General features: G+C 32.7%; 25 protein-coding genes. 14 read left to right on the forward strand and 11 right to left on the reverse strand.

Features of this window, described 5'->3' with window-relative positions; all coding sequences use genetic code 11:
• Window positions 1–3 precede the first annotated feature (3 nt).
• Both ACOOWA_RS10605 and ACOOWA_RS10610 read left to right on the forward strand, forming a co-directional pair.
• Window positions 4–495: a hypothetical protein gene (locus ACOOWA_RS10605; protein WP_421375101.1), complete on the forward strand. Its 492-nt coding sequence runs from the start codon at window positions 4–6 to the stop codon at window positions 493–495.
• A gap of 23 nt (window positions 496–518) precedes the next feature.
• Window positions 519–2030, forward strand: a complete 1512-nt coding sequence (locus ACOOWA_RS10610) for a helix-hairpin-helix domain-containing protein (protein ID WP_421375102.1) — start codon at window positions 519–521, stop codon at window positions 2028–2030.
• 83 nt (window positions 2031–2113) lie between these two features.
• Here the strand turns inward: ACOOWA_RS10610 and ACOOWA_RS10615 are convergent, their stop codons facing one another.
• The 4 genes from ACOOWA_RS10615 to ACOOWA_RS10630 form a co-directional block, all read right to left on the reverse strand.
• On the reverse strand, window positions 2114–2929 hold the full coding sequence (locus ACOOWA_RS10615) for a hypothetical protein (protein ID WP_421375103.1): 816 nt from the start codon (window positions 2927–2929) through the stop codon (window positions 2114–2116).
• 144 nt (window positions 2930–3073) lie between these two features.
• The gene (gene asnB, locus ACOOWA_RS10620; protein ID WP_421375104.1) at window positions 3074–4741 is read right to left on the reverse strand and encodes an asparagine synthase B; all 1668 of its coding nucleotides are present in this window, start codon (window positions 4739–4741) and stop codon (window positions 3074–3076) included.
• 314 nt (window positions 4742–5055) lie between these two features.
• Window positions 5056–6720: a GLPGLI family protein gene (locus ACOOWA_RS10625; RefSeq protein WP_421375105.1), complete on the reverse strand. Its 1665-nt coding sequence runs from the start codon at window positions 6718–6720 to the stop codon at window positions 5056–5058.
• Window positions 6721–6816: 96 nt separating this feature from the next.
• The gene (locus ACOOWA_RS10630; RefSeq protein WP_421375107.1) at window positions 6817–8022 is read right to left on the reverse strand and encodes an RsmB/NOP family class I SAM-dependent RNA methyltransferase; all 1206 of its coding nucleotides are present in this window, start codon (window positions 8020–8022) and stop codon (window positions 6817–6819) included.
• 252 nt (window positions 8023–8274) lie between these two features.
• On the opposite strand from ACOOWA_RS10630, the gene ACOOWA_RS10635 reads away from it, so the two are divergent.
• Window positions 8275–8607: a zinc ribbon domain-containing protein YjdM gene (locus ACOOWA_RS10635; RefSeq protein ID WP_421375109.1), complete on the forward strand. Its 333-nt coding sequence runs from the start codon at window positions 8275–8277 to the stop codon at window positions 8605–8607.
• A gap of 113 nt (window positions 8608–8720) precedes the next feature.
• Here the strand turns inward: ACOOWA_RS10635 and ACOOWA_RS10640 are convergent, their stop codons facing one another.
• A complete protein-coding gene (locus ACOOWA_RS10640) occupies window positions 8721–9656 on the reverse strand; it encodes a sulfate/molybdate ABC transporter ATP-binding protein (RefSeq protein WP_421375110.1) in 936 nt (311 codons plus the stop codon).
• Between the two features lie 73 nt (window positions 9657–9729).
• On the opposite strand from ACOOWA_RS10640, the gene ACOOWA_RS10645 reads away from it, so the two are divergent.
• The 5 genes from ACOOWA_RS10645 to ACOOWA_RS10665 all read left to right on the forward strand — a co-directional run bounded on the left by ACOOWA_RS10645 (window position 9730) and on the right by ACOOWA_RS10665 (window position 14493).
• Window positions 9730–10389 carry a YceI family protein gene (locus tag ACOOWA_RS10645; RefSeq protein ID WP_421375111.1) on the forward strand — a complete coding sequence of 220 codons (660 nt, stop codon included), beginning with the start codon at window positions 9730–9732 and terminating at the stop codon, window positions 10387–10389.
• A 23-nt stretch (window positions 10390–10412) separates the two neighbouring features.
• Window positions 10413–10679, forward strand: a complete 267-nt coding sequence (locus ACOOWA_RS10650) for a hypothetical protein (protein ID WP_421375112.1) — start codon at window positions 10413–10415, stop codon at window positions 10677–10679.
• Between the two features lie 126 nt (window positions 10680–10805).
• Window positions 10806–11816 carry a phenylalanine--tRNA ligase subunit alpha gene (locus ACOOWA_RS10655; protein ID WP_421375113.1) on the forward strand — a complete coding sequence of 337 codons (1011 nt, stop codon included), beginning with the start codon at window positions 10806–10808 and terminating at the stop codon, window positions 11814–11816.
• Between the two features lie 293 nt (window positions 11817–12109).
• Window positions 12110–13852 (forward strand): ATP-binding protein, encoded by a 1743-nt coding sequence (locus ACOOWA_RS10660; RefSeq protein ID WP_421375115.1) that lies wholly within the window; start codon window positions 12110–12112, stop codon window positions 13850–13852.
• Window positions 13849–14493 (forward strand): response regulator, encoded by a 645-nt coding sequence (locus ACOOWA_RS10665; RefSeq protein ID WP_421375116.1) that lies wholly within the window; start codon window positions 13849–13851, stop codon window positions 14491–14493. Before ACOOWA_RS10660 ends, ACOOWA_RS10665 begins: the two co-directional genes overlap by 4 nt.
• A gap of 927 nt (window positions 14494–15420) precedes the next feature.
• On the opposite strand, the gene ACOOWA_RS10670 is transcribed toward ACOOWA_RS10665, so the two are convergent.
• Window positions 15421–16191 (reverse strand): DUF3108 domain-containing protein, encoded by a 771-nt coding sequence (locus ACOOWA_RS10670; protein ID WP_421375118.1) that lies wholly within the window; start codon window positions 16189–16191, stop codon window positions 15421–15423.
• Window positions 16192–16345: 154 nt separating this feature from the next.
• Between ACOOWA_RS10670 and ACOOWA_RS10675 the strand changes: the two genes are divergently transcribed.
• On the forward strand, window positions 16346–17401 hold the full coding sequence (locus ACOOWA_RS10675; protein WP_421375120.1) for an NAD(P)/FAD-dependent oxidoreductase: 1056 nt from the start codon (window positions 16346–16348) through the stop codon (window positions 17399–17401).
• 89 nt (window positions 17402–17490) lie between these two features.
• The gene (locus ACOOWA_RS10680; protein WP_421375122.1) at window positions 17491–17820 is read left to right on the forward strand and encodes a ferredoxin; all 330 of its coding nucleotides are present in this window, start codon (window positions 17491–17493) and stop codon (window positions 17818–17820) included.
• 372 nt (window positions 17821–18192) lie between these two features.
• Here the strand turns inward: ACOOWA_RS10680 and tnpA are convergent, their stop codons facing one another.
• The 4 genes from tnpA to ACOOWA_RS10700 form a co-directional block, all read right to left on the reverse strand.
• Window positions 18193–18618, reverse strand: a complete 426-nt coding sequence (tnpA, locus tag ACOOWA_RS10685) for an IS200/IS605 family transposase (RefSeq protein ID WP_421375124.1) — start codon at window positions 18616–18618, stop codon at window positions 18193–18195.
• A 500-nt stretch (window positions 18619–19118) separates the two neighbouring features.
• Complete coding sequence (locus ACOOWA_RS10690; protein ID WP_421375126.1) at window positions 19119–20564, reverse strand: aminoacyl-histidine dipeptidase; 1446 nt, start codon at window positions 20562–20564, stop codon at window positions 19119–19121.
• 121 nt (window positions 20565–20685) lie between these two features.
• Window positions 20686–21177, reverse strand: a complete 492-nt coding sequence (locus ACOOWA_RS10695; RefSeq protein ID WP_421375128.1) for a hypothetical protein — start codon at window positions 21175–21177, stop codon at window positions 20686–20688.
• A 69-nt stretch (window positions 21178–21246) separates the two neighbouring features.
• Entirely contained in the window at window positions 21247–21849 is a 603-nt protein-coding gene (locus ACOOWA_RS10700) for a hypothetical protein (RefSeq protein ID WP_421375130.1), read from the reverse strand.
• Between the two features lie 133 nt (window positions 21850–21982).
• Here ACOOWA_RS10700 and ACOOWA_RS10705 point away from each other — a divergent pair, with 133 nt between their 5' ends.
• From ACOOWA_RS10705 to ACOOWA_RS10720, 4 genes are all read left to right on the forward strand, one after another.
• Window positions 21983–22198, forward strand: a complete 216-nt coding sequence (locus ACOOWA_RS10705) for a hypothetical protein (protein WP_421375131.1) — start codon at window positions 21983–21985, stop codon at window positions 22196–22198.
• A 51-nt stretch (window positions 22199–22249) separates the two neighbouring features.
• Window positions 22250–22483: a type II toxin-antitoxin system RelE/ParE family toxin gene (locus ACOOWA_RS10710; protein WP_421375133.1), complete on the forward strand. Its 234-nt coding sequence runs from the start codon at window positions 22250–22252 to the stop codon at window positions 22481–22483.
• A gap of 91 nt (window positions 22484–22574) precedes the next feature.
• Window positions 22575–23186 (forward strand): recombination mediator RecR, encoded by a 612-nt coding sequence (gene recR / locus ACOOWA_RS10715; protein WP_421375135.1) that lies wholly within the window; start codon window positions 22575–22577, stop codon window positions 23184–23186.
• Window positions 23187–23188: 2 nt separating this feature from the next.
• Window positions 23189–24025, forward strand: a complete 837-nt coding sequence (locus ACOOWA_RS10720) for a glycosyltransferase family 2 protein (protein ID WP_421375137.1) — start codon at window positions 23189–23191, stop codon at window positions 24023–24025.
• Between the two features lie 50 nt (window positions 24026–24075).
• Here ACOOWA_RS10720 and secG read toward each other — a convergent pair whose 3' ends face one another.
• Entirely contained in the window at window positions 24076–24420 is a 345-nt protein-coding gene (secG, locus tag ACOOWA_RS10725) for a preprotein translocase subunit SecG (protein ID WP_421375139.1), read from the reverse strand.
• Window positions 24421–24440: the final 20 nt, after the last annotated feature.

Consider the following 24440-nt stretch of genomic DNA (forward strand, 5'->3'; position numbering starts at 1 on the left):
CAGATGAAATTTAAACTGATATTTTGCTTTTTAATATTTTCATTTTTTACTTTTGCTCAAAGTGGTAAGTGTACAATTAAAATAAATTATAATCTTTCAGAGGTTAAGGAAAATGGAATAATTTCATTCTCTGCTACCAATTTGAGTAATAAAAATATAAAAGTTCTAAAAAGTTTTCATGATTACAAAGCTCAGTTAGAAAATATATTTTATGTTGATTCTGATGGTAATCTATTACCTAAAAACTTAGGAACTGCAGATATTGATTTTTTCAAACAGGATAAAACAGTAGTCTTAAAGCCTAATGAATCAAGAATATATAAAATTAATATTTTTGAAACATTGCAAGGAAGTAAATATTTAAGAGCAGAGTATAGTTACAAATTTGATGTGTGGTTTAATTTTATTGATTTAGTAGATCATAGATTTGATTGTGATGTTATCGGTCTTGAAAAACTGAAAAATTTAAAATATCAACCACAAGCTATTCAATAGTTTTTATAAGTATTAATTCTCAAATGAAAAAAACAACCACCGTTTCCTCGATTTTAGACTCAGCAAAATCCTATGAATATATAGAAGAAAATCCCGTAAAAGGAGGTGTAAAAGATGTTTATTTTTCGCCTGACAAAAAATATGTGGTGGCTTTTTACAGAAATCCGTTGGAAAACGAACAAAAAGAAAGAATCAAAAGAATTGTTTCGACCTATTTGGTCAATATTCAAAACGGAAACGCCTCAGATTATTATCTGGATGAGGTTTTCAGATGGCCTTACGATATTGTTCAGAAAAATAACTTAACGGGAATTGTAGTTCCAATTTACCAGCAGAAATTTTTTTTTGCAAAAGGATATTTTGGTTCGGATAATATTGCAGGCGGAGATAAAGTAGGGAAGTGGTTTACAGCACCGATGTTTAGAAATCAGCATTATCCGCTCCGTTTAGACAAATCAGAGTTGGGAGATTGGCTGAGTTATTTTCAGATTGCGATCAATATCACTCGTGGAATTAAGAAACTCCATCAGATGGGTTTGGCGCATTCTGATCTTTCTTATAATAATGTTTTGGTAGATCCGGTGACAAAATCGGCCTGTATTATTGATATTGACGGATTGGTGGTTCCAAAATTGTTTCCTCCCGAAGTGATCGGAACAGCAGATTTTATCGCTCCGGAAGTTTTAAAAACAAAACATTTGCACCTGCATGATCCGGGAAGACAGCTTCCGAATCAGAAAACCGACCTTCATGCTTTGGCAGTTCTTATTTATATGTATCTTCTTCGCCGTCATCCGTTGAGAGGCGGAAAAATCTGGGATCTGGATTCTGAAAAAGACGAAATCATTTCAATGGGTGAAAAAGCTCTTTTTGTAGAACATCCGAATGATTCCAGCAATAAAGTAAGAACGGAATATCTTAAGAAATGGGATACCTTTTGGGGTGATCCGAATAAAATTCCGTACACAATTACAGGACTTTATTTATCAGAATTGTTTAAAAAAGCGTTTATTGACGGACTTCATGATCCGATTAAAAGACCTTTGGCGAATGAATGGGAAACTGCTTTACTGAAAACCGTAGATTTAATTCAGCCTTGTCATAATCCTGAATGTAATGAGAAATGGTATGTTTTCGACAATACCCAAACTCCGAGATGTCCTTTCTGTGGAACTTCACATCAGGGAACTTTACCTGTTCTTGATCTGTATTTTAAATATGATGATGAAGTCTGGAAACCTGAAAACCACCGTTTGATGGTTTATCACAATCAGTATTTATTTAAATGGCATGTTTCAAGAAAAGTAATCCGCAATGAAAGTCTGACTGCTGAAGATAAAAAACCGGTCGGGTATTTTACGTTTTATCAGGATAAATGGGTTTTGGTGAATCAGACTTTAACGAGCATGAAAGATTTAACCGAACAAAAGGAAATTTCACCAAATTCAATGGTTGAATTGTCTGAAGGCAAAAAAATATTGCTTTCCAATGAAGAAGGCGGAAGAATTATTTATGTGACGATGGCGAATCAATAGAAAATCGGATCGTTTGTAAATCTTTTTTAAAACAAAAAATCCTGAAAAAATATTTTCAGGATTTTTATATTTAAAATTCAATTTTATTTTCTTGGCTTTTCTACTCCGATCCACGCTTCACCTTCTCTTTTTACCTGGCTTAATGTGAATGTTTCGAAATCGTCTGTTTTATACTCGATGTTGTCTTTGTTTTGCTCGAAAGGCATTATGTAGAAGAAATCTTTATCTGTTTTATCGGCTTTAGATCCTTTTTTTACCGTAGGCATAAATTTTCTTTCAAATTTATACTTAGGAAGATATTGCTTTACAGAGGCATAAAATTTTGCATTATCTTTTTCATTAGGAACAATATCTACGATTTTAAATTTGTCTTTTTTCTTATCAACCCAAAGATAATAGTTGGTTTCTTCGTGCGTTTTTTTATTTAAAGAAGCAAATCCGAAGAATTCTTTAGGAACCAGTTGCTTGATTCTTTCTGCATCTACTTTTGTGAAATATTCACCTTGAGAAGGATCTACATACGTTTCAAGATTCAACAATAATACCTGATTATTCTGGAAATTTTTGTTTTTGAAATATTGATCTAGAGATAATTCTGCAGTTTTTCTTAGTTCTTTTCCTCTGTCATCCAGCTTTTTAGTTGGGTTTTGAGGATTTACTTTTTTTACGAAGTTGTACAAAACCACTGGCTTTATATCTGCAAGGTGAGGGTATGTTTTCAGCTGTTCAGCTTTTACCAACCAATAATATTGCTGGTAATAATCATCTTTTTCTGCAGGTTTTACACTTTTATAAGTAAGAGCTAATTTTTTAGAGTTGAGATATTTTCCGTATTTACCTTGTCCGAAAGCTAAGCTTGTACACAGTAAAGCAAAAAAAATAGTAATGTTTCTTTTCATTTTACAACAGAGATTATTTTTATTTTTCAAATATAATTATTTATTAGATAATAAGTTTAATAGTTAGTTAAATTATCAAAATATTATTGATTTTATTGAATAAAAAATCCTGTACGAATACAGGATTGATAAATTTCTTCAGTTTTAATAAGAAGTTTCATGTACTTTCACGGCTCTTCCGCTAGGATCGTTCATTTTTTTGAAAGCTTCATCCCATTCCAAAGCAATCGGCGTAGAACAGGCTACAGAAGGAACCGAAGGAACCGTTGCTGCTGCTGTTTCACTTGGAAAATGCTCCTCAAAAATCGTTCTGTAACGGTATTCTTCTTTGTTTTGAGGCGTATTTAAAGGAAATCTGAATTTCGCATTCGCCATCATTTCATCCGAAACATACTTTTCAGCAATATCTTTCAGCGTATCAATCCACGAGTAACCAACGCCGTCTGAGAATTGTTCTTTCTGTCTCCATACAATCGATTCCGGTAAAAGATCTTCAAAAGCTTTTCTCAAAACCCATTTTTCTATTTTTCCTTCCTCTTTTCGGATCATTTTGTCTTCAGGATTTACATTCATCGCAACATCCATAAATTCTTTATCCAAAAACGGAACTCTGCCTTCAATTCCCCAACTCATCAAAGCTTTGTTGGCTCTCAAACAATCATATAAATGAAGTTTGTTCAGTTTTCTAACCGTTTCATCATGGAATTCTTTTGCATTCGGAGCTTTATGGAAATATAAATATCCTCCAAAAAGCTCATCTGCACCTTCACCGGAAAGCACCATTTTAATTCCCATTGATTTAATAACTCTTGCCAAAAGATACATCGGTGTAGAAGCACGGATTGTGGTTACATCATACGTTTCCAAGTGATAAATTACATCACGGATGGCGTCTAAACCTTCCTGAACGGTGAAATTAACTTCATGGTGGACCGAACCGATATGTTCCGCTGCTTTTTTTGCTGCTGCCAAATCTGGTGAACCAACCAATCCGACTGCAAAACTGTGCAATCTTGGATACCAAGCTTCCTGAGTGTCACCGCTTTCAATTCTCTGTCTAGAAAATTTCGCAGTAATTGCTGAAATAATTGATGAATCTAATCCGCCGGAAAGTAAAACTCCGTACGGAACATCACTCATCAATTGTCTGTGAACTGCATCTTCCAAACCTTTTCTGATTGCCTGAATGTCTGTAATGTTATCTTTTACAGCGTCAAAACTTTCCCAATCTCTTTTGTACCATTGTTGAAGTTCATATCCTTCAATATTATATAAATAATGTCCCGGTAAGAAAGTTTCAATTTTTTTGCAGATTCCTTCCAAAGCTTTTAGTTCGGAAGCAACATAATAGTTTCCTTCTCTGTCCCAACCTTGATAAAGCGGACAAATTCCCATGTGATCTCTTGCAATCAGGTAAATGTTTTTTTCAATATCATAAAGTGCAAAGGCAAAAATTCCATTTAATTTTTCAATGAAATCTTTTCCATACTTTTCATAAAGTGCCAAAATAACTTCACAGTCAGATTTTGTTTGAAATTCGTAACCAGGAAATTCTTCTTTCAACTCTCTGTGGTTGTAAATTTCACCATTTACAGCAAGCACAATTTTTCCGTCTTTAGAAAACAACGGCTGTTTTCCGGATGTAGGATCTACAATGGCTAATCTTTCATGAGAAAAGACTACTTTTTCATTTTGAAAAACTCCACTCCAATCCGGACCTCGATGACGGATCTTTTTAGACATTTCCAAGACTTGAGGTCTTACTATTTCGGTTGACTGTTTTGCGTCAAATAAGCATACGATTCCGCACATTTTGTATTTATTTAAAAGCAAAACTAGATATTGTATTTAAAAATTACAATAAAATTTTTATTAAAGTTAAAATATTTAATTAAAATAATTAAATAAATGAATTTTTTTAATTATCAGACACTCTTTTACCCTCTTTAAGAGTAAAATTTTCACATGTGAATTTAATTAATGATTCCTTTCGAAACAATATTCATTTTTTTTAAAAATATAATTATTATTTAAAATATTTTCCTTTACTTTGTCGCTCGAAATAATTTTTTTTCATCATTTGTGTTTTTACCTCCTTGTAATAATATTGCAAGGAGGTTTTGTTTTTATTCTGTACCTAATAAAACACCTGAAATATTCCACGCACTAAAGCTTGTTCCTTCCGGTTTTCCCTGTGGAATTTTTACCTGAATAGTATGTCTTCCTGCTTTTAAATCGCCTAAAGAAATAAAATTCGGATTGGTTACCGTTCCGGGACACCAGTTGGATCTACTCAGATCTGAAGACGAAAGTCCGTCTGCGAAATTTCCTGAAGCGGGATTAAATAACCGGTAAGAACCGCATTCTGTTCTCCAGGGTGTAAATGAGAAACTTAACTTTCCGTCCAAATAAACAGAATTGGGTTTTGGGATAAATTCGTCGCCATTTTCCCAGCCTCCATGTCCGGTTGTAATATATCTCAGCTGAGCATTTTTCAGGTCTTTATCTAAATTGAATTCCACATAAAGTCCTTTATCATTATTAAACATCGTCGCATAATCCTGTCCCGCCATTTCCATAATATTTGTCGTGTTAAACAGTGGAATAACCTTATTATTTTTATGAACGATTTGTTCGCTGTTATGAATAGTAATATCTAAACTCACTTTGTGACCGCCTTTATCGTAATTTCCTATAAAAGTTCCGATCCATATTTCTTTTTCTGAAAGAGAAGGTTTTAATTCTGTAATATCCTGACGAAACGGACTCACCGTTTGCCAGGTTTTATCTTTCAATTCAATATGATTGAATTTGTTGATTCCGAAAGCTGTAAAAAACCTCATCAGTTCTACACTCGGCTGATAATTTTGAGTTGAAATTACACCATAATATTGTTTTCCGTTTCCGTTTTCGTAAAGGGGAAGCGTTTTTACTCCTTTTTCTAAACCATCAAAAAAAGTCTCTGATTTTTCTTCAGGAATAAAAAATACTGTCCCCGTTCTGTCATAAGCGTCTCCGTTAGATTGTTGTTTTAATTCCACGAAAATATTATCGCCTTGAGAGATTTTTGGGAATTTTATTTTCTTTAAAATAATCGTACCGTTGGCAAATCTTTTAATGTTTTCATCAGATTTTGATTGATCTGAAAAATTAATTATTTCGTTTTCAAAAACATTTAAAGTAGTGAATCTGCTTTTCCAAAGTAAATCTCTGTAGCTCAGTAGATCTGTTGTCAGGATAGGTTGGTTAATAATTTTATCAATTCCTGTTTTTTTGATTTTTTTTACTGAAACTGCCGTTGTTGAAGAGTTTCCATTTCTTTCGACCTGTAAAACCAATCCTAAATTCTGTCCCAGACTTGATGGTCCGCCTTTTATTTTTAAATCATTGGTATACCAAACTTCAATGGTATTTGAATTGATTTTTGTGATCGCTTTTTTACAACTGTAGCCTAGAATCTTCTTAGTTTCATTGGTTAATTCAAACTCCTGTTTGGCAATCGATTCTTTGTCTGAAGTTGAAATAGCTTCATTCTGCTTTAAAAATGCATAAGAAACAATTGTATTCGAAGGTTTTTCTATTTTGCTTATTTCAAATGGAAAATCGCTTTTCTGTTCTTTGATTTTTGTATTTAAAATAAAATTTTCATTCTCATTTACCCAGACAATCAAAGGGTTTTGATTAGACTGAGCTTTTCCATTGTACGAACTTTCGTATTGAATTTCATAAGTCTGAGAATAACTTAAAACGGATAAAAAAATAAAAAAACTGACTAAAATAGATTTAAACATAATGTACTGATGATTTTTACAAAGATAATATTTGATTGAAATAAAAAAAACTACTCCAAAATAGAGTAGTTGATGTATAATATTCTGAAAATTATTTTAAGATAATCTCTCGATCAAAGCCATGTAGAAACCGTCATAACCTTCGCTTGGCATTACTTTTTCGTCTTTGATCATTTTGTAATTCGGGTTATTTTTGATGAATTCATCCACCTGCTTATTGTTTTCAGAAGGAAGAATAGAACAGGTTGCATACACCATTTTACCACCTACTTTCAGCATTTTAGAATAATCCTGAATAATTTGTTGTTGTTCCTTTTTAATTCTGTCGATAAAATCCTGATCGATTTTCCACTTACTGTCCGGATTTCTTTTTAAAACTCCCAAACCGGAACACGGCGCATCAATTAAAAGCCTGTCCACTTTATCGTGAAGACGTTTGATGACTTTCGTATCAGAAATTACTCTCGTTTCAATATTATGAGCTCCGGCTCTTTTTGCACGACGCTTCAGTTCGGCTAATTTCCATTCAAAAATATCTAAAGCGATAATCTGACCTTTATTTTGCATTAAAGCCGCTAAGTGAAGGGTTTTTCCACCTGCTCCTGCACAAGCATCAACAACTCTTTGTCCTTCTTTTACATCAAGAAAATAACCGATTTTCTGTGAAGAGGCATCCTGAACTTCAAACAAACCTTCTTTGAAAGCAGTGGTAAGAAATACATTTTTCTTTTCTTCCAATTGCACAGCATCAGGATAATTTCTTACCGTGAAAGAGACTACATTTTCGTCTGCAAGATCAGAAATAAGCTCTTTTGGAGTGGTTCGTAAAGAATTTGCTCTTAAAACAGTCGGAGCCTGCTCATTTAATGCCTGAATTTCTTTTTCCCATTTTGGTCCCAATTCTTTTTCTAAAGTTTCAACAAGCCATTCCGGGACAGAATGCTCGATTGCTTTTGTAGGAACAGTTCCTTTTTTAAGTTTTGTAAGAATATCGGCAACTTTAATTCCGTCAAATTCTTCAAATTTTTTGTAATTGGTTTTGCTCCAAAGTAAATAGGCAAGAATAAGCTTGTAGATATTATTGGGTTTTACGCCTTCTCCCATATAATATTCAAGACGTTTTTTCCAACGGATAATATTATAGAAAATCTCAGAAACTACGGCTCTATCCTGGCTTCCCCATTTTCTGTGAGCTTTTAAAAGTCTTTCGATTACTTTATCTGCGTATTTGTTTTTCTCGAAAAATGTTTCCTGTAAAGCATCGTGAATACCGATGGCAAGGTTTCTGTGAATTAATTCCATAAATTGCTGTAAGCTGTTTGAATCTGCAAAAATACGATTTTTAAATTTGAGATGTGGAGTTTGAGATTTGAAATTATTACTTCGTTAAAAAACCTTAGTAAAAATGGAAATTGTGAAGTGAAGCTCCAGAGGAGCGAAACCTTTGTAGTCAAAAAATATATTTCGATAGCGAAGCTCCGGAGGAGCGACACATCCAACATTTATTATTCATCTTCCAACCCAAAAACCTTACCTTTACAAAAAATTAATAAAATGAGTGACGCAGTTATTTGTCCGAAATGTAGTTCAGAATTTACGTATGAACAAGATGATTTAATGGTTTGTTCTCAGTGTTTTCATGAGTGGAATCCTGCAGAAAGTGATGATTCGGATAAAATTTTTGATTCAAACGGAAATGAATTAAAAGATGGCGATTCTGTAGTGGTTGTAAAAGATTTACCGGTAAAAGGTGCTCCGAAACCTGTAAAAGCAGGAACTAAAGTGAAAAACATCCGTTTAAGACCAAATAGCGATCATAATATCGATTGTAAAATTGACGGTTTCGGATCGATGGCTTTGAAATCTGAATTTGTAAAGAAAGCTTAGTTTTAAATAATGTTGAATTTTTGGCAGTTGGATTTAACTTCAAATCTGATTGCCAAAAATCCAATTTTGATCTGTAAGCAGAAAGAGAGTTTACCTCAAATTTTCTTCTTGTTTTATTCAAAAGTAATTTTAACTGAATTTTCAAGCTTCTTATTGCTAAATATCACCATTTCTCTGTTTCTGAATTTTATTTTATTCCAAAAATGATTTCCTGCAAATCTGCTTTCTAAAACTTCAGCGTCAAAACCATTTTCCGAAATTTTAATTTCGTGCGGATAATAGAAAAATCTGGAAATCTGTAATTCTGAAATTTCATTTTCGTTAAAAATATTCACTTCCCCAAAAAGTTTTGCAACATACGGATTGTATGGGTTTTTGTAAGTTTCTTCAGCGGTGTCATTCTGAATTAATCTTCCGCTTTGAAGAACAATGATCTGGTCTGTCCATGCAATAATGTCCTGCAATTCATGAGTAGAAATTAGCAAAGAAATATTGTTTTCTTTTACATATCTGAAAAGTTTTTCCCGCAGTTCAATTTTTCTAGCAAAATCAAGATTGCTGAAAGGTTCGTCAAGCAAGAGCAACTTCGGAAGTACGGAAAGTGCTCTCGCAATCGCAACTCTTTGCTGTTGTCCGCCGCTTAAATTTTTAGGTAAAACATTCGCAAATTCTACCAAACCGACAACATCCAAAAGTTCTAAAACAGTTTCTTTTTTCTTTGCTAAATTAATATTGGAAATAAATTTCCCCACATTTTCTGCAACTGTTGCATAAGGCATTAAATCGAAATTTTGGGCAACGAATTTCATTTCGGTTTCTCCAGGAACAAGATTTCCTTTTGGTCCCATTAATTTTTTGCCTTGGAAAATAATTTCACCCTGATTCCAATCGTGTAATCCGTAAATAAGACTTAGCAACGTAGATTTTCCACATCCGCTTTCTCCTGCCAAAGCAATAATTTTACCTTCATCTAATTTTAGATTAAGGTTTTGAAAAAGTGGTTTTTCCTGTGAATGAGAAAAATATAAGTTGTTTATCTCTAATAGCATACTGCAAAAATAAGGGTTTTTAGAGAAGACTGGTATAATTTTAGTAATTTAGCCTTGCAATAATTATATCAAAATGAAAAAAACATTATTTTCTCTCGCCATTCCCGCACTTTTTACTGCTTTTGTCATCATTTCTTGTTCGAAAGAAAAACCTGTAACAAGTGATACCAATGAAGTAACGACAACGAAAGATGGAAGCAAATTTGTCTTGGATACTTTAAACAGTAATGTTGAATGGAAAGGCTACAAAGTTTTTAAATCTGAAAATACAAGTCACTTCGGAACCATTAAATTTGAAAGTGGCGACGTAACCGTGAAAGACGGAAAGCTGGAAAGCGGAAAATTTGTTGCAGATATGTCTTCTTTAACATCGGAAGATTTAAAAGATAAAAAAGAGGATCTTGAAAGGCTAAACGGTCATCTTAAAAGTGCCGATTTTTTTGAAGTTGAGAAGTTCCCTACTGCTTCTTACGAGATTACAAAGGTAAGTCCGTCTTCAGAAGGCGATTACAATACAATTTTAGACGGTAATTTAACGGTGAAAGGAATTACAAAACCTGTACAGTTTAAAGCAAATGTTGCTGTAAATGGAGCAGAAGTAAGCATTGCAACTGAGCCGAAAGATATTATGAGAGAAGAATTTGGGGTAAAATTTCAGTCACCTGCTGCAAATGGAGTGATTAAAAATGAAGTTACGCTTCAGATTAGAGTAAAAGCTTTAGAGAAGAAATAATTTAAAAAAATATTAAAAATCTGATGAGTAAGGCAATCTTAATAATCAGTATCGTTTGTCTCATATTTTTATTGAGTTTACAGGTTTTGTATTATATTTCTTACAGCAATCAGATGATTCATTTTTTTGGTGAATTACTTACAATTCCGTCTATGTTATTTGTGGTTTTTGCATTTTTCTTTAGTCTGGTGAATGTATTCAGAAAAAAGAAAGAATATTATCTAATTCTTGGTATTAATACGATTGCTATTTTAATGTGCATTGCTTCAACAGTTTTAGACTACAAATAATCAAATTTTAAATAACAAATATAGAATCTGTTTCCGCCGGAACAGATTTTTTTATGATAATTTGAAACAGATTTTTAAACTGAAAACCGTATTTTTGCAAATACATTTTTTTGAAAGGGTAAAACAATGATTGAAAAGATAGAAGAATTGCTGGCTGAAGTTAATGCCTTCAATACGACAAATAAAGAGGAAATTGAAAACTTCCGAATTAAGTACAATGGAAAAAAAGGCATTTTGAATGATTTTTTTGAAAAATTCAAAGAAGTTCCTAATGACCAGAAGAAAGAATTCGGACAGAAAATTAATACTCTGAAGCAAGCGGTTAACGCAAAGTTGGAGGATCTTAAAAATACTTCTGCCTCTTCTGTTATTTTTGAAAAAGATGATCTTACAAAACCTGCATTTCCATTAGATTTAGGATCAAGACATCCTATTAATTTAGTGAAAAACAGAATTATTGATATTTTTAAATCAATCGGTTTTGCAGTTGCAGACGGACCTGAAATTGAAGACGACTGGCATAATTTCACGGCGCTAAATCTTCCTGAATATCATCCGGCGAGAGATATGCAGGATACTTTTTTCATCGAGCAGAATCCTGATATTTTATTAAGAACGCATACTTCTTCGGTTCAGATTCGTTATATGGAAGAAAATGAGCCGCCAATCAGAATTTTATCTCCCGGAAGAGTTTTCAGAAATGAAGCGGTTTCTTCCCGTTCACACTGTATTTTCCACCAAATTGAAGGTTTGTATATTGACGAAAAAGTGAGTTTTGCAGATTTAAAACAGACCATTCAGTTTTTTACTACTGAGCTTTTCGGAAAATCTAAAATCAGAATGAGACCTTCATATTTTCCTTTTACTGAGCCAAGTGCAGAAATCGATGTGTATTGGGGATTAAATTCTGAAACTGATTACAGAATTACAAAAGGAACAGGTTGGCTTGAAATCATGGGATGCGGAATGGTAGATCCTGCTGTTTTGAAAAACGTAAATATTGATTCTGAAAAATATTCCGGTTATGCTTTCGGAATGGGAATTGAGAGAATTACGATGCTTCTTTACCAAATGAGCGACATCAGAATGTTCTATGAAAATGATATAAGAACGCTGGAACAGTTTAAAACCTTGTAAATTTAAGCTTAAAATAAAATTAAAAACCTGTGAAATTTTCACAGGTTTTTTTTATTAACTTTATAGAATCACTTAAAAGTAGACAGTGAATTATTTATTGATAATCAGTTATTGAAATAAAGAAAATAATTTGCGTATGTAGAGATTGGGATTTTTGGAACTTTTCCGATTCGTTGCATTGAAATTTGTTTATCCAGACAAAGTGATATTTTATTAGAATGTTTAATTTTGTAATCTGTTATCATAGTTTTTGATCTGAAACGGATTACGATACAGCTTAAAATACAGATTATATGAAGCCAGAAGATAGTCGTCAAAAATCATTGAGTTTTAGATTCAGAAAAATTGTTCAATATTCTCTTATCTTTTGTATTCTATTAATTCAGCTTATAATAGCAGGATATTTCTATAATGAATTTGTCAACAGAAGAAATTCAGCGTTTATAGAGAAGCAGCTGAAAGAAGTACAGTCACTGGAAAAAGTGACAGACAATTCAAGAAAAGAACTTTTGAATGCACAGAATTTCCTTCAGCAGTATCTTACCAATTCGGAAGAAAAATATTTAGATTCTTATTTTAAATCTTTGAAAAAGCTTGGCGAAAATTTTGATGAAATCAACCGTTTTGAAGCTAAATATCCGAGGTTAAAGAATATTGTAACCCTTCAGAAGACAGATTCTTTAGGGAGCAAAAACCTGAAATTGCTGGTAGATTCCACGTATCAGTATTCTATAAAATCAAATTTTAGAGTTCCTAATTCTTTGCCTAAACTGAAAAAGTTCGAGACCAATTTTAATTTAGATAAATATAATTTTGATGTAGAAACCAAAACATATGCAGATACCACTGTAAAGAAAAAAGGTTTATTCAGAAGGTTAGGAGATGCTATTTCGGGGAAAGAAAATGTGCGAAAAGAAAGCACAGTTATCACAGTAAAACAGGGTAAAATTCCCGAAGCGACAGCGATCAAAGCGGAAGTTGACAGTATTATGAATTTGGTTCAGAATCATTATTCCGGTCAGGTAAAAAAGATTCAGGTTAAGGTAATCGAAAAACAAAATGATAGCGGTAAATTTTATACCATATTTAATAACCTTCTGATTTACAGTAACGGAGTCATGAATATTTATGATGTCGCTGTAAAGGACTCAAAATCAGATTTAGAAAAAGAATATGCTCAGCAGAATTCTGAGAATAATAAAATAAGAACTTATCTGATTTTGGGGGCAATGGTTTTGATGTTTATTGTTTCTATTTTAATTATGTATTTCACAAGAATTGCGTTTGTCTATGAAAAGCGTCTGAATGCCGCCAATCAACAAATCAAAGAAAACCTGAATTTTAAAAACAGAATTTTGGGAATGTTGAGCCATGAATTGAGATCTCCTTTAAAAATTATAGGAATTTTCATCAGAAAAATCAGCAAAAAAACGAATGATGAAAGCATTAAAGAATATCTTAAGGCCATAAGTTTTACCAATAATACTTTGTTGATGCAGGCCAATCAGATTTTAGAATATACCAAAAATCAGCAGGTGGAAAATAAATTGATTCCTGTAGTTTTTAACTTAAAAAATGAAGTGAATTCGATCTTAAATTCTATTGAACCTTACATTGAGACAAGAAATAATAAATTTGTTGTTGAAGAAAATATTAATCCTGAAATTGAAGTTTATACTGATAATACCAAAATCAATCAGATCTTTATGAATATTCTCGGGAATGCCAATAAATTTACTGACAATGGAGAGATTTCGGTAAAAACAAAAGCAGAGAAGATTGATGAAAACATAGTTTCTCTGGTGACAATTATTACAGATACAGGAACCGGAATTTCAAAATCTGATCTCGAAAAGATATTTGAACCTTATTATCAGGGCGTGTTATCTGAAGATGTAGAGAATTTGGGAGCTGGTCTGGGTTTGAGCTTATGTAAAGAAATTATAGAATTATACTCGGGAAGTATCTCGGTAGAAAGTGAAATAAATGTAGGAACTACAGTGAGGTTTATAATTAATTTGAATATTAATCAATGAATAATTCAGACTCTGAAAAGATAAATTTTTTGCTTGCAGATGATCACAGTCTTATAAGACAGGGTGTGGAATTTCTTATTGAAGAAATTGGTTTCGAGGGTGAAATATTTCATGCATCAACTTTACATAAAACTTTAGAAATTATTGAAGTACAGCATCTGGATATTATTATAATGGATGCTCTTTTCCCGGACGGAAACAGCCTTACTCTTATTCCGGAGATCAGAACTTTAAAGCCGGAAATTAAAATTCTTATTTTTTCAGGTCTTGATGAAAATACGCACGCTGTAAAATATATCAGAGCCGGAGCTAATGGTTTTCTAACCAAACTGAGCGAAGAAGAGGAGATTAAGGAAGCCATTCTCAAAATTCATACAACAGGTAAATATATTTCTGGTATTACTCAGGATGTACTCATAAATTCTATGAAAAAACACAACCTGATCAATCCGCTTCTGAAACTTACAAAAAGAGAATTCGAAATTGCTGAAATGTATGCAAAAGGTCAGGGAAATCTTGAAATTGCGAATAATCTGGACGTAAAACAAAATACAATAAGCACGATTAAAAAAAGAATTTTTGATAAACTAAACATCGAAAATTTTGTTGAGCTTGTAGAAATAATGAATAATTATCATTAATGTATATTTACATTTTCTTGCCTCAATTCTTATTTCTGAATAATGGTCAGCGAAGAACATATTTTGCGGCTATATATTCTGTTTCGATAAGTGTTTGAAATTCAATTATTTTAAATCTGTATGTTTTTATTAGATAGATATTCTTGTAGATAAATATCTACAACTTTGTAGATAAATATCTACAATATTTATTATGTTAATAACTCAGTAACTTACTAATTTTACCACAGCAAATAAGAAGAAAAATTCTTTTGAAGATGAAAGAATAAATCTTCACTTAGGAAGTTCATTGATATAGTAGAATTTTAGATATTTCAATTTAAAATTTTAATGTTGGTATAAAACACAAATGACGAAGAGGGTATCTGACTGCGGAGTCGAAAGACTCTGCAAAATGATACTAAATTAATTATAAAACACAATTGATTAACCTAAGTGTCGTTACAGAGCTGAAAAGCTCTGTAAAAGATGCTTAAAATAATCAGTTTAATATATTTGAACACAAATGAGAATACCTTAGTATAACTGCAAGCTGAAAAGATTTGTAGCAGATACAGGAAAAAGATTTCATAATAATTCATGGGAAATATGATTCCGGAATTTATGTTAATTTAGGTTTACAGAAAGCGGTTCTTTCGAGTCGCTTTTTGTTTTTCTATCCACTATAGGTTTCTTCTGATACATTTCCGGATTGTGAGTCTGCGTTAAATGTTTCCAATCCATATATTTTTTTCTTCACTTTATGTTATTCACTGCAAAAAAGTTGATTAATTAATAAATACCTATTATATTCTGTAAAAATTCCGATGTTTTCATCTTGTTGTAATTCAGAATCATTGATTTGCCTTAACAATAAATATTGAAAACTGAAATCAAAAAAAAACTCCGATAAAACTACCGGAATTTAGAATTTATATTTGTAAAAATTTATTTACTAAATTTTACAGGGTACTTTACGTTTTTAAAATCATCAATACTTGCTTTTAAAGAACCTACCGCCAATTCGGCTTTTAGTAATAAAGGGATGTGATTATAATCGTTACTTACCCACATCGTAACGCCTTCTTTTTCTTTAAAAACTCTGCCGCTTTTTACCGACGGAATTATTTTTAAAGCATTAATTGTTCCGAATTTTGTCTTTAGATTTTCTGTACCTACTACTTTCAACTGGAAAGGAAACATCTCGTCATCAATCCAGACATTCATATTAATCACAGTTCCTACTTTCAGTTCGGCAGGAGTTTTACTTCTTAGATAATAAAAGCAGGAAAGCATATCCTGAATTCCTTTTGCAGATTTTATGGTTTTAGAGCCATTTGCAGGCGTTTTTTTATCTGTCAAAACCAATGTGTTATTATCATGATTGAAAACCGTTTGCAAATGTTGGGTATAGCTTCCTTCTTTTACATTTCTTACATAAAAACTAGGCAATTCTGTATTGATATTGATATAGCTTTCATACAAATCTTCCACCTTGAAAAAAGCTCTTACCGCTCCGGTTGTTTGTCCGGTACCTTTTACATAAAGATGCGGGATGCCTTTGTAGTTTACATGTTTTGCGCTGAGGTTTGCTGATCCTGCATTTAAGAATCCGTAATGTATTCTTAGAGTAATAGATTCGCCGTCTGCTACATTGTTCAATTGCGAATAGCCAAAAAAGAAAGCGAATATTGCAATGATTGTAAGTATCTTCTTCATATTTTAAGGTTTACAAAAAGACTGCCAAGTTTTTCATTATCAGTTTTTTGCGTGTTTTTGATAAATCTCAGTTTTTTATTTAGGCATAATTAAATATGCTTCGCATTAAAATTAGTAAATTTGCAGCTACAAATTATTAAATTATCATCATATTATGATTACTACAGATATATTGATTATCGGAGCGGGACCAACCGGGCTTTTTGCCGTATTTGAAGCAGGTTTGCTAAAAATGAAATGCCACATCATCGATGCACTTCCACAACCCGGAGGTCAGTTGGCTGAGTTGTATCCTAAAAAACCGATTTTCGATATTCCGGGTTATCCGTCTGTAAATGCAGGTGAACTGGTTGATAATTTAATGGAACAGATCAAACAATTTCAACCTGGATTTACGCTGGGAGAGACCGCAGTATCATATACGAAAGTTGATGATGAATGGTTTGAAGTTGTGACTAATAAAGGTACGGTTCATAGATGTAAAGCGATTGCAATTGCAGGAGGTTTAGGAACTTTTGAACCGAGAAAACCTACGATGGATAATATCGCTGATTACGAAGAAAAAGGTCTTGAATATTTCGTTAAAGAACCTGAACATTTCAGAAGCAAAAGAGTGGTTATTGCAGGAGGAGGAGATTCTGCCTTAGACTGGAGCGTTTTCTTATCAAATGTTGCCAGTGAAGTGACTTTAATTCATAGAAGAAATGAATTCCGTGGAGCTTTGGATTCTGTAGAAAAAGTCCAGGACTTAAAAAATCAGGGTAAGATTAAATTAGTTACCCCTGCAGAAGTTACTGCTATTAAAGGTGACGGAAAAGTTGAGGCAATCACCGTTGCAATTGATGGACAAGATCCTTATGATATTGAAACAGATTATTTCATTCCATTATTCGGATTGACTCCAAAGTTGGGAGAAATTGCTCAGTGGGGATTGAATATCGAAAAAAATGCAATCGTAGTCAACAACGCATTAGATTATCAAACCAACATCGAAGGAATTTATGCAATCGGTGATATTAATACATATCCTGGGAAATTGAAGTTGATACTTTGTGGTTTCCATGAAGCGACATTGATGTGTCAAAGCGTTTACAACAGATTAAATCCGGGTAAAAAATTCGTTTTAAAATATACCACAGTAAGCGGAATCGACGGTTTCGACGGAACCCGTAAAGAAGCTGAAAAAGCAGTTGTAAAGAAAATAGATTAATTTGGTTTTTAGGTTTTGGTTGTCGGTTGTTAGTGAATACATTTCTGAAAACCAACAACTATCAACCATCAACTAACAACATTGATTAGATGAGCGATATAAATATTAAAATTACGGATAGGGAAGGCGTTACGCACGATGTGGTTGCACCAACGGATATGTCGATGAATTTAATGGAAATCATCCGTTCGTATGAATTGGCCGAAGAAGGAACCATCGGAGTTTGTGGTGGAATGGCAATGTGTGCTTCGTGTCAGGTTTACGTGATCAATGATCCCGGATTGGAACCAATGGGTGATGAAGAAGATGCCATGTTGGGTGAAGCTTTTCATGTGGAAAGCAACAGCAGATTGGGTTGTCAGCTTCATATGGCAATGGAAATGGAAGGTCTTGAAGTGGCGATTGCTCCTTATCCTTAGATGGTCTAAGAATATTTAAATATATAACAAAATACCCCTCGAACCAGATTCGTGGGTATTTTTTTGCTTTAAAGAGTCCTTAAACTACTATGGATAGGTTCTGTAACGTGTCTCAACTTATAAATAACCGCGTCATTAGGATAAATTACGTTTTCTTAACGTATCGATTGGAATTAGCAACAGCGCCCATTAAACCAACATTTGCTCCGCCATAAATGAGAAGGATATTTTCTTTTGCCAGCCTGTTCTTTATAAATTCCTTCCAAACTAAAATTTGATCCGCTGAATACGGTGATGCTTTTCATAAATTATTTAATTTTATTTACAGCAGACATAACTTTCGATTCTTATTTTGTATGCTTTAACCAAAATCTATTCAAAATTATATTTTTTAATAAACTCTCCGTATTCTTCTTCAAAAGTTTTCTTCTGATGATGAATATTTTGATTTTTAATATAATTTCTTACTTGTTCGATTTTAGATTCGGAAACAGATACTGCAAAGTATTCTTCCTGCCATGCAAACTTTTCTTTTGTTAGATTGTTTCTATTAATCCAAAAAGAAGATTCACCTTTGATAAGCTGAACAATAGTTCCAATATTTTGATTTGAACCTAAAGAAATTAAACAGTGGCAATGATCTGAATATCCATTGACCATGTCTAAAAATATTCCTTTTTCAGATGCATTATCTTTAATGTGTTTCCAAATTTTCACCCGTAGTTCTAAAGTACTAAAATATGGAATTCTGTTTTTTGTCGAAAAGACAATATGAATGTAAATTTTGAGATAGGACATTTGTGTTGTTTTCTCAAAATTAGAAAATATTTTTAAGTTTTGGCTAAAGCCCAAGGAATATCTTTTTATTTTAAAACGGGCTAAAGCCCGTTCCTATTGAATAAAGTTATATTGTGAATATTTTAAAATTATTGTTTTGCAGGTGTTTTTGTCATTCAATAGGGGTGGGCTTCAGCCCACCTGCAGAATTAAATTTTCCATTGGCTTTAGCCAAAATCAATCCATTCAAGATTATATTTTTAATAAACTCTTTATATTCTTCTTCGAAAATTTGTTAAGTTTTGGCTAAAGCCGATAATGTATTTTTGTTTTTAAACGGGCGGAAGCCCATTCGTATTGAATGGAGTATAAATTTTGTCATTTAATAGAGGTGGGCTTCAGCCCGCCAACGATATGAAATTATTCATTCGGCTTTAGCCAAAACAACCAACTGAAACTGAAACGAAAAAAATATCCAAAATCAAAAGACTCTGGATATTCAATATTATATTTTAAAAATTCTATTTCAAAGGAATATTTGCCAAAATATCTTTGGTAAATGCCCAGAATTTTTGTGTCGAAGAAATATTAGCTTTTTCATCCGGTGAGTGTGCTCCTCTAATGGTGGGTCCGTAGCTAACCATTTCCATTTCGGGATAATTGGCACCTATAATTCCGCATTCTAAACCTGCGTGACAAGCAACAACGTGTGGCTTTTCTGTAAATTTTTCGGTGTAGATTTTTTCCATCATCTGGACGATTTCAGAACCCGGTTTCGGTTTCCAACCTGGATAAGAACCGCTAAATTCTACTTTCATTCCTGCCAATTCTGACACTGATTTCAACTGTTCAGCAACAGAATCTTTAGATGAATCAACTGATGATCTTGAAAGGTTTAATATTTTCAGATCACCTTCTTTCAATGCTACTCTTGCAACATTATTAGATGATTCTACCAGATCTTTCACGTCCGGGCTCATCCTGTAAACCCCATTGTGAAGAGATTTTAAAACCAAAATGATTTTCTTAGAATCTTCTTCGCTAAGTGCTTTATCAGAGCTTGTAGAATTTTCAATATTAATTTGAAGTGCAGCTTCGATAGAAGCAAACTCTTCTAAAATTTGTTTTTTAATTCCTTCTGTGGCGTTTTCGATAAATTCATTTGAATTTCTAACTGAAATCAAAGCAACAGCTTCTCTAGGTATTGCATTTCTCAAACTTCCTCCATCGATAGAAATCAATTGGATATTTTGATTTTCCAAAGCTTTATAAAGAATTCTCCCTAAGATGATATTGGCATTTCCGAAGCCTTTGTGAATATCCATTCCGGAATGTCCACCTTGAAGACCTTTTACTTCAATTCTTACAATTTGCCCGTTAGAAGCTTCAGTAGAGTAGTTTTGATTGATTGTAACGTCGATTCCACCCGCACAACCGATGTCGATTTCGTCATCTTCTTCTGTGTCTAAATTTAAAAGGATTTGTCCGGTTAATTGTCCTGGTTTTAAACCTAAAGCTCCTGTCATTCCTGTTTCTTCATCAATCGTAAATAAAGCTTCCAAATCTGGGTGCGGAATATCTGAACTTTCAAGAACCGACATAATCGTTGCAACGCCCAAACCGTTATCTGCACCTAGAGTAGTTCCTTTTGCTTTTACCCAATCTCCATCAACTTCCATTTGGATGCCTTGGGTTTCAAAATCGAAATTGACATCATTATTTTTTTGACAAACCATATCCAAATGTGACTGCATCACAATAGATTTACGGTTTTCCATTCCCGACGTTGCAGGTTTTTTAATAATTACATTTCCTACTTCATCAACCGTTGTTTCTAAGCCTAAATTTTCACCAAATTCTTTAATGAAAGCAATTACTTTTTCTTCTTTTTTAGACGGTCTCGGAACTGCATTTAATTTGGAAAAATTCTTCCAGATAATCTGCGGTTCTATGTTTGATAGTTCCATAAAATTTATTTTTCTCAAAATTACAAAATTAAAAATGCTCCCGAAATTCAGGAGCAATATTTTTGCTAATTGCTAATTGCTAATTGCTAATTGCTAATTGCTAATTGCTAATTGCTAATTTTTAGCATCCACATTCGCCATAAATCGGCATTGTGGTTTTGCTTCCGTCCGGTTTTTCAATCGTTAAAGTGCCTTCAAAAAGCAAAGCTTCCTCGTGCTTGATTTTTTTGCCTTTCACTGAAATTTTATAATTCTCATTTTCAATTTCTTTCGTCAGTTGTTCATCAACTTCCATGTCGCTTGATGAAATCAGATTCATAGCGAGTCTTTTTCCGTCGAGCATCATGTACGCTGTTTTTCCTGCGTCATCGGCATAGATGTATTTTTCGTTTTCAAAATCAGCTTTGTTTCTTGCAAAATAACATGAACATTCCTTGATTTCTTTTGGAAACGGAATTATATCAACTGTAATATTTGCATTGTGAACATCTGTTTTCACCGAATCTTTAACAATAGCTGTAGAATCCGTTTTTTTGGAATCTGTAATGGTATCTTTTTCCTTTTTACAGGCAATCAACAGGAATGCTGAAAAGAAAATGATTAAATTTTTCATTTTTTAATATTTTTAAATTTTAGCTTCTAATTTTAAGTCAAAGAAGAAGCAAATCACTTTTAAGCTAATTTATCCTCTTGCTCTCTCCAAAAGAACCATCATCAAAAAAGATAAAACAACCAAACTTTCGTCTTCATCTTCGATATCTACCAATCTGTCTAATTGAAATCTTCTTCCAAAGAATGATGGCATTTTTTTTAGTTTGAAATATTCTTTTCCATCCATTCCCTTTACGGTATATGATGGGTTTAAAAAATATCCGGTAAACATTCCGATAATTGGAATTTCTCCAACCATTCCGTCGAAAAATTTCACCCAGGCGTTATCTTCAGTTATTGTAAATTTTTGCTGATCTGCTTCATCCAAAACATTATAAGAAGACTTCCAGATAGAACGCATCCCTTTTCTGGCCAATCTTCCGAAGTTTTTTCCTAATGTATCTTTAATTGAATATGATGCATTGAAATCAATCCACTGATTTGCCTGAATTCTGAATAATTCTTTGGTTTTGCTTTCGTCATTGAAAACAATAACGTCTTCTTTCAGTTTGAACATTTTCTGACGAACATACGCCACGTAATTTCCGTTTCTGTCTGTAATGTTGAAATCGCTGGCAAGAGTTGAAATTTTGAATTTAAAATCCAGCGGATAATTAAGATTGTTAAGTGCCATTTTTTTAGTTTATATTTTCAGGTTTAATATTTTGTAGCTCAAAGATAATGGTTTGAGAAGAATTTTCAGATTTAAAAATGTAAAAGATTTTTGCAATTGAGATATTTTTTATCTTTGTGTAAATTACTCTGTTATGAAAAGTATTGTAATCTATCCGGAAAATCCGAAACAGTTCTCTGTGATTGAAGCTTTTTTAGAAGAAATGAAAATCAGTTTCAAGAGTCAGGGAGAAATAAAAATATCAGAAGAGCAAAAAAAATCTATACTTCATGGGATAAAGGAAGCGGAAGGAGGTAAATTTATTTCTGAGGAAGAAGCAGATAAAATATTTGAAAAATGTTTCAAATAAAATGGACTTCTAAAGCAGCAAATGAAAAGGCAGACGCTTTGAAATTTTGGATTGAGAAAAATAAATCTAATACTTATTCAAAGAAAATTCATTTGTAATCTAAAAAAATCATTAAATCTGCTAAAAGAAAATCCCTTCATCGGTCAGGAATTATTTGGTTTAGAAGGTATTCATTATGTTGTTATATTAAGGAAATTTTCAATCTTTTATAGAATTGTTGATAATTCTATTGAAATATTATCTTTTTGGGATGGTCACAGAAATCCCGAAGATTTTAAAATATAAATGTCAACAAGTAAGTTTATCATCTTTAAAATTCATACCACATCTTTTTTTCAATCTTCCAATTAATGATCTTTTTCCTTATTTTTGTTTTATGGATTATCCAAGTAAAGTATTGGCAAAAGCAGTGGAGGAGATTTCCGGGCTTCCCGGAATTGGCAGGAAAACCGCTTTACGTTTAGCACTTCATTTATTAAAGCAACCGAATTCCAGAGCGACAAGTTTGGGAACTTCCATCATTAATCTTGTGAATGAAATTAAATACTGTAAAGAATGCCATAATTTTTCAGATTTTGAAATTTGTGAGATCTGCAGCAGCCATAAACGTAATGATGATGTAGTTTGCATTGTAGAAGATGTTCGCGATGTGATTGCCATTGAAAATACAGGAAAATACACCGGAAAATATCTCATTCTGGGTGGAAAAATTTCTCCGATGGAAGGAGTAGGTCCCAATCAATTAAATATTCCAAGTATTGAAAAAAAACTTCGTGAAGGCAAAGCGAAAGAATTTATTTTTGCTTTAAGCGCAACCATGGAAGGAGATACAACAGCGTATTATATTTATAAAAAATTTAAAGGTTTCGATATTAAATTTTCAAGTATTGCAAGAGGAATTTCTGTAGGGGACGAATTAGAATATGCAGATGAAATTTCTTTGGGAAGATCAATTGTTAACCGATTGCCTTATAACGAAAAAGATTAGATATGGTGAAGCTTTCTATTATTATCGTTAATTACAACGTTACACAACTTTTGAAAAACTGCCTTGTTTCAATTGAAAAATATGTGCAAAATATTGTGTATGAAGTGATCGTTATAGACAATCATTCCAGCGACAGTTCGTGGGGTAATTTAATTTCTGAATTTCCAAAAGTACATTTTATAGCTTCTGAAACTAATGATGGATTTGCCAAAGCTAATAATACAGCAATTCAGTCTGCAAAAGGTAAATATCTTTTAATTTTAAATCCAGATACAGAAATTGAAGGTTTTTACATGAGTGAAATTTTGGATTTTACAGACTCAAAACAAAATTTTGGCTGTCTTGGGGTAAGAATGCATGATGCAAATGGAGTTTTTCTTCCTGAAAGCAAAAGATCGATTCCTGATATGTTTAATTCTTTCGAAAAGCTTTTTACGAAGTTTAAAAAAAATAATTCAAAATCATATTACAGAAACGATATTGGTGAATTTGATGTTTCAGAAGTTGAAGTTATTACTGGAGCTTTTTTCTTAGTTAAAAAAGACGTTTACAATAAAATTGGAGGTTTAGACGAGCAATATTTCATGTACGGAGAAGACATTGATATTTGCTATACACTGCTGAATAACGGTTACCAAAACTATTATTATGGTAAAGCATCCATTCTTCATCATAAAGGTGAAAGCACGATAAAAGATGAGGTGTATCTGCAAAGATTTTATGGTGCGATGCAGATTTTTATTGATAAATATTATAAAAATAGTAAACCTCTGCAATATTCTTTTCTGAAAGCCGGTTTGAAGCTCAGGCACAAAATTGAACAGATTAAACTGAAATAAAAAAGCAACTCCATAGAGTTGCTTTTCATTTATCTTAAATAATAATTTTCTTATTTAGAAGCCGGAACACTTATAGGTGCTGAATTTGTAGAAGCCGGAGCTTTTCCTGCAGGTGCTTCAGTTTTCGCCGGAGCTTGAGGAGTAGGAACAGCTGCTTTTGGTTTACCTGTTACTACAACGCTTATCAAAATTAAAACGATAATTACCGTTCCAAGAGTCCATGTTGATTTTTCCATAAAATCATTGGTTCTCTGTACTCCAAACTGTGCAGAAGATGCACCTCCGAATGTACTGGAAAGACCGCCACCTTTTGGGTTTTGAGCCATAACAACGATTACCAATAAAATGCTGGCAATCATAATAAGAACCATCAATAGTGTAAATATAGTATCCATTAATTTTGATATCTTTTTGA

Source organism: Chryseobacterium sp. GP-SGM7 (assembly GCF_049166575.1).
Taxonomy (GTDB): Bacteria; Bacteroidota; Bacteroidia; order Flavobacteriales; family Weeksellaceae; genus Chryseobacterium.